Source organism: Hathewaya limosa, from assembly GCF_030815255.1.
GTDB classification, from domain to species: domain Bacteria; phylum Bacillota; class Clostridia; order Clostridiales; family Clostridiaceae; genus Hathewaya; species Hathewaya limosa.
The window spans coordinates 41369-48028 of sequence record NZ_JAUSWN010000024.1; the positions used below are offsets into that span (position 1 = coordinate 41369).

General features: G+C 25.9%; 5 protein-coding genes and 1 tRNA gene. 5 read left to right on the top strand and 1 reads right to left on the bottom strand.

Translation table 11 applies throughout. The features are described 5' to 3' along the window. Positions 1–43 precede the first annotated feature (43 nt). Together gatB and QOZ93_RS11985 are read left to right on the top strand one after the other, a co-directional pair. Entirely contained in the window at positions 44–1471 is a 1428-nt protein-coding gene (gene gatB / locus QOZ93_RS11980) for an Asp-tRNA(Asn)/Glu-tRNA(Gln) amidotransferase subunit GatB (protein ID WP_307356734.1), read from the top strand. Between the two features lie 99 nt (positions 1472–1570). Further along, positions 1571–3388, top strand: a complete 1818-nt coding sequence (locus QOZ93_RS11985) for an ABC transporter substrate-binding protein (protein WP_307356735.1) — start codon at positions 1571–1573, stop codon at positions 3386–3388. 87 nt (positions 3389–3475) lie between these two features. On the opposite strand, the gene QOZ93_RS11990 is transcribed toward QOZ93_RS11985, so the two are convergent. Continuing rightward, positions 3476–4885, bottom strand: a complete 1410-nt coding sequence (locus QOZ93_RS11990; RefSeq protein ID WP_111941026.1) for a hypothetical protein — start codon at positions 4883–4885, stop codon at positions 3476–3478. Between the two features lie 212 nt (positions 4886–5097). On the opposite strand from QOZ93_RS11990, the gene QOZ93_RS11995 reads away from it, so the two are divergent. From QOZ93_RS11995 to QOZ93_RS12005, 3 genes are all read left to right on the top strand, one after another. After that, on the top strand, positions 5098–5691 hold the full coding sequence (locus QOZ93_RS11995) for an XTP/dITP diphosphatase (protein ID WP_111941028.1): 594 nt from the start codon (positions 5098–5100) through the stop codon (positions 5689–5691). 53 nt (positions 5692–5744) lie between these two features. Then, entirely contained in the window at positions 5745–6218 is a 474-nt protein-coding gene (locus QOZ93_RS12000; protein ID WP_307356736.1) for a YfcE family phosphodiesterase, read from the top strand. A 348-nt stretch (positions 6219–6566) separates the two neighbouring features. Next, positions 6567–6642: transfer RNA gene (locus tag QOZ93_RS12005), tRNA-Pro, on the top strand. Positions 6643–6660 lie beyond the last annotated feature (18 nt).

A 6660-nucleotide genomic window follows, 5' to 3' on the forward strand; every position in this document is an offset into this window, starting at 1 on the left:
TAATATTAAAATGTGGAAAGTAGTGAATATTAAGGAGGAAAAAATGAACTTTGAAAAGGTAATGGGTGTAGAGGTACATGTTGAATTAAACACAAAAAGTAAAATATTTTGTTCTTGTAGTACTGCTTTTGGAGCAGAACCTAATACACATGTTTGTCCTACATGTCTTGGTATGCCAGGCGCTCTTCCAGTTTTAAATAAAGAAGTAGTTAGCTTAGGTATTAAAACTGGATTAGCTCTAAATTGTAAGATAAATAAAACTTGTAGAATGGATAGAAAAAATTATTTTTATGTTGATTCACCTAAGAGTTATCAAATAACACAGGATGTGTATCCGATTTGTAGGAATGGTTACATTGATATAGAAATTAATAATAAGAAAAAAAGAATTGGAATTGAAAGAATTCATATGGAAGATGATGCAGGAAAATTAATTCATAAACAAGACGGTACTTTTATTGATTTTAATAGAGCAGGAGTTCCACTTTTAGAAATAGTATCAAAACCTCATATGAATTCATCAGAAGAAGTCATTTTATTCTTAAAATCTTTAAAAGATATAGTAAGTTCTTTAGGTGTATCGGACTGTAAAATGGAAGAAGGTTCTTTTAGATGTGATTTAAATATCTCATTAAAAAAACCGGAAGATAAAAATTTAGGTGTCAGAGCTGAGATTAAAAATATAAACTCTTTCAAATCTGTAGAAAAAGCTATTATATATGAATATGAGAGACAAGGTAATCTTTTAGAATCTAATAGAGAAGTTTTAAGAGAAACTAGGGGATGGGATGATTCTAAAGAGAAGACTTTTACAATGAGAGAAAAAGAAGAAGGAAAAGATTATAGATATTTTCCAGAAGGTGATTTAGCTACAATTAAAATTTCAGATCAGTGGATTGAAAATATAAAAAGTAATATGCCAGAACTTCCAGAAGATAAGTTAAAAAGGTATAAAAAAGAATATGGGTTATCAAAAGAAGAAATAGAAATTTTAATTAGTGATTCTAATAACTCTAGTTATTTTGAAAAAGCAGCTAGAAATTGTAAATATTATAAAGGTCTTTATAACTTCTTTATAGGGGATGTTTTTGCATATTTAAAAGAAAATAATCTAAGTATAAGAGAATTGAATATGAAAGAAGAGTATTTGGCAGAATTAATTAATCTAATTTTTGATGGAAAAATTTCTAATAATATAGGCAAAAAAGTATTTAATATTATTTTAAAAGAAAATAAGAATCCACTGGATATAATAGAAGAAAAGGGATTAACTCAGAATAACAATAAAGATGAAATTTTAGAATTAATAAGGGAAGTATTAGAACAAAATAATGATAATATACAATCGTATAAAAATGGAAAGATTAATTTATTTCCATGGTTTGTGGGTCAAGTTATGAAAAGGTCTAGAGGAAAAGCAAATCCTAAGTTAGTAAAAGAATTAATGGAAAAAGAGTTAAATCGCAAATAAAATTAACCCTCGCTTTTGATTAAATATATATTGCTTTGGCAATAATTATTAAAGAAATTAAAGAGATATATTAGCTTTTTTAAAAGAGAGGGGAATACTGTGAATAAAAAGAAATCTATTGTAATGCTAATCATGGTATGTTTTTTTCTTAGTAATTTAACAGCATGTATAGAGAAAAAAGATGGAATAAATCATGGTGATAGAGATAATCTTATATATAATTTAGAACAAATGCCCAAAGATTTAACTATGGTACATAATAATAAAATAAGAGAAAAAGACCTATTGTTTGCGGTTTTTGAAGGATTAGTTAAAGAAGAAGAAGGAAGTATAGAGCCAGCTATAGCAGAAGACTGGCTTATTAGTAATGATAGGATACAATATGACTTTAAAATAAGAAAAGATGCTAAATGGAGTAATGGTGAAAATATAACAGCTATGGATTTTCAGGAATTCTTCAAATGGATATTAAAAGAAGGAAAAGATAACTATTTTATAAAAGAGCTAAAATGTATTTATGGTGTTGAGGAATATATGAAAGGCAAAAGTAACTTTGATAATGTTGCAATAAAAGCAAAAGAGAATAATATTCTCGAAATAAGATTAAATTATCCTTGTTCCTATTTTTTAAATATTTTATCTCAACCACTACTAACTTTAAGAGAAAAAAATTTTTATACTGATAATTATAAAACGAATTTTAATAAGGTAAATTACTCAGGTCCATTTGAAATTTATGATGTAAAGGATAATAAGCAAATAACAATAAAAGGTAACTCGCATTATTGGGATAAAAATTCTGTGAAAAGTAAAAAAATAGCTTTTGTAACTATTAATGAATCTGAGGATGCACTGGTACAATTTGAGAGTTATTTAAGTAAGCTTAATTATGAAGAACTAAATGAAAAAGACAATAAACATAAGATTTTTAATTTTATAAAGAAAGTTAAAGGAAAAGAAGAAAAAAATATTAGAGGAAATACTAGTGTAAAAAAACAAGATTATAAAAAGATTTTATCTAATATAGATCTTATGGTAAATCCTCCAAGGAATGAAGTGGGTAGGCTTTCACAACAAAACTTTATAAAGACATACGGATCTTTTAGAACATTAGATTTAATTTTTAATGTAGCACCTAATAATATAGGGAGAGATTTAAACTTCAGAAAAGCTATAAAAAGTACATTATCTAATAAGATAGTAAGAGATTTATTGGATAATAAAACTACGGAAACTTCTAATAGTATAATACCTAGTTCAACTTCTAACGGAAAAGGCGGAGAATTAGGTGACAGAAATTATTTTTCTTTTAATCCAAACTTAATTGAGGCTAAACAATATCTAAAAAAAGTTAATTTTAATAATATAACTTTAAAAGAAGAGAAAAAAGATATAAAATCAAATAAAAATGGTTCGGTTATAGGAAATATAGATAAAAATAATATTACTTTAATTTATGAAGGAAAAACCTTTGATAGATTATTAGGAAAAAACATAAAAGAAGAATTAGAAAAATCGTTAGGATTAAATGTGGAAACTAAAGAATATAATGAAAATGAATTTTTAAATGCAATCAAAGATGGAAATTATAGTGTAGCCTTAGTTAATTTTCAAGGAAGCATAGATAATCCCATTTGTTTTTTAAATCAATGGCAAATAGGAAATTTTGCTAGTGAGGTTAGTGGATATAAAAATCCAAGTTTTGACCAGGAGGTTAATAGTGCTAAAACAGAAAACGATTTAAATCTTAAATATTCAAATATAGAAAAGGCAGAAAAAACACTATCTTCTGATGTGCCTGTAATACCTATTTTTAATTTTAATACTGTCCTATGTAAAAGAGAATATGTTCATGGTATTTATGTTACTAAAAGTGGCAATATAAGATTTAATAAAGCATATAAAGATAAGATATAGAAATTATTTAAAAGATTTTAAGGCTTTAGTGTATTGCAAGATAAGGGTGTTAGACTAAGCAGTATACTAAAGCCTTATTATTTTAAGCTACATTTTTAATAAGTTGTTATTATAGAAAATACACATAAAGAATATAAGCATATTCTTAGTACTATCAAAGCTGGATTTGCTTTGTTTAAATTCTGATTTCTTTCTATTGTAAGAAATCTTTTTTACAAATATAGAAGCTAATTCATTACTTTCTGGCGTTGGTATAGTTGGCATTCTAAAATTTTGATCATCTAATAAATCATCAGATTTTTTAGAGAAATTTTTATATCTTTCTGCATCATTTAAAGGTGGAACCTCAGGCCAACTTAAAACTAAACCAGAATTTATTATACTATTTTTAAATAAGTTTTCTAATATATCTATATCCTCGTTATTATCAAAAAGTGAAGAATACATTAGAAGTGAATATAGATAACATACCAGTTCAGAACAATCGTATTCTACAGATTTTGAATCTAAGTCTTTTTGATAAAGACCTAAATTTTCATCATACATAGAAATTAATTTAGTATATAAAGTGTCACTAATTTCTTTAGCCTTTAAGAAATTTAAGTTCTTATAGATAAATTGAGAATTTATAAGTAAAAGACTATCACACAATACCTTGTTTTTCTTTAAGTCAACTATATTCTGATTATATTCATCTAAAATTAAGTCGTAGGTATCCAATAATAAAAATTTACTATCTTCATTTTTAGAGTAAAAATAAAACAAGTTTAAGGCAGCACAAATTTTGAGTTTTTCTGTGAAAGAAACTTCATAGATATTTTCTCTAAAATTTAAAAACATATTTAGTATATCTAAAGCAAATTTTTTATATTCTTTAGCATAATTGTCTTTTATATCATCATTTTCTTCCATAAAAAATGTAGAATATTGATAATAAGCACACATTAATAAAGCCTGATCAGAAAATTTAAATTTGCAATTCTTTTCCTCAAATTTTAGTTCATCACTAAGTAAGTCTGAAGAATGAATTTTGTTAATAAAGACTCCCTCTAAGTTTCTAAGATAAGAAGCATAAAATTCTAATTGACATTTACTTAAAGCAAGATAAATATCACTTAAATTAAATTTTTTCTTATCTATATCTTTAAAGTCCTTATAATAATTAGAAAGTTCAAGTAAGCTTAATGTCATTAAGGCATTTGCAGATATACATATTTCTTTTTTAAATTTATTTGTATTCCAAGTTAAGGTATTGTTCTCTAAGGTCAATTTTGCACTACCTTTTTTATATATGCATAATAAGGGAGAGAAGCTTTTTATTTGGTTTATATCAATTTTTGATATATGTTTACTTAATGCATGTGGAGAAACTGGAATTCCACATCTAGATTCAAGAACAATATGCCTTAAGGATTCTTTGCTTAAATGAAACAGCTGATTACTTATATCTTGTTCTTTTAATGAATTAATTCTTAAAAAGGGTCCTATAAATTTCAAATATATCACCACCTAAAATAATCCTTATAAAGATAATATGATTCATATACAAAAAAGTTGCTTATTTTATAAGTTTTAATGTGAAATTTATATAAAAAATAATTATGCCTTAATTTATTAAAATATAAGATAATTAATGCTACAATAATATAAAAAGCTGTATAAAAACAAAAATATATTTAAATTTGTATATATGATAAGGGAGAAATGATATGAAAAAGTTAATCTTAGCTACTAACAATCAAAACAAAGTTAAAGAAATTAAAACAATTCTAAGAGATTTTAAATTTGAAGTAAGATCATTAAAAGAAGAAGGAATAGATGTTGATGTTGAAGAGACAGGAAATACATTTATGGAAAATGCATATATAAAAGCAAAGGCTATTCATGATATGGTTAAAGATGCATATGTACTTGCGGATGATTCAGGATTAATGGTAGATTATTTAAATGGAGAGCCCGGGGTTTATTCTGCAAGATATGCAGGAGAACATGATGATAAAAAAAATAAAGATAAACTTTTAAAGAAATTGGAAGGTGTACCAAAGGAACAAAGAATTGCTAAATTTGTTTGTGCTATGACACTAATATTAAATGATGAAGAGGTTATAAAGGTTCAAGGTGAGGTTGAAGGTTATATATTAAAAGAAGAACATGGAAATAGTGGGTTCGGATATGATCCATTATTTTATGTGGAAAGATTTAAAAAGAGTTTTGCAGAAGTTACCAGTGAAGAAAAAAATTCTATTAGCCATAGGGGAATCGCTTTAAAGAAATTAGAGAGAGAACTTAAAAGTAGACTCTAAAATTTAAGATAATTACATAAAATAGGCTTTAATAAAATGGAGGAAAAGAGAATATGTTGATTGCAGTTATAAGCGATAGTCATAGAGATAAAGAAGCTATGACGGCGTCTATAAAAAAAATAAAAAAAGCGGATTTTTTATTTCATTTAGGTGATAACATAGATGATGTAGATTTTTATAAAGAAAATTTTGCTGGAGAAATAGTGAATATTAAGGGGAATTGTGATTTTGGATGTGAAGAATTAAGTGAGGATATAATTGAGATACAGGGAATCAACTTTTTTATAACTCATGGTCATAAGTATGGGGTAAAAAATAACTTAATCAATTTAAAATATAAAGCACAAGAAATAGGCGCAAATGTAGTATTATATGGACATACACACGTACCGTGCATAGATTATGAAGATGAAATATGGTTTATAAATCCCGGGAGTATATCTTTATCAAGGACAATGAACAATACTTTAGGATTAATAGAGATTAACGAGTCAAAAATAGTTCCATCTATAGTTGATTTATACTAAATTTTATATAAGATATCCCCAAAGTTCCTAATAACTGATATAAATGCCCTAAAAACGACTAAACTAAAATAGGGGTCAAGGGCGTTTATTCAAAAAATTTAAAATCAATCATATTTAATGAAAAAACTAACTTTAAAAAAACAGGAAAAAAAATAAAAAAAAGTATTGACGAATTTAACTATATAGTGTAGAATAATCCTTGTCGTCGGGAAAACAAACAAGAGCGACAAAACAAATTAAGAAATAAATCAAGAAAAAAATACTTGAAAATTTCTTTAAAAGTGTTTAAAATAAATGAAGAAAATACTTGCAAATTTTCTGGAAATCATTTAAAATGTATAATAGCTTCGGGGTGTAGCGCAGATGGGAGCGCGCGTGGTTTGGGACCATGAGGTCGCAGGTTCAATCCCTGTCACCCCGACCATATAAAAAAATAAAAATA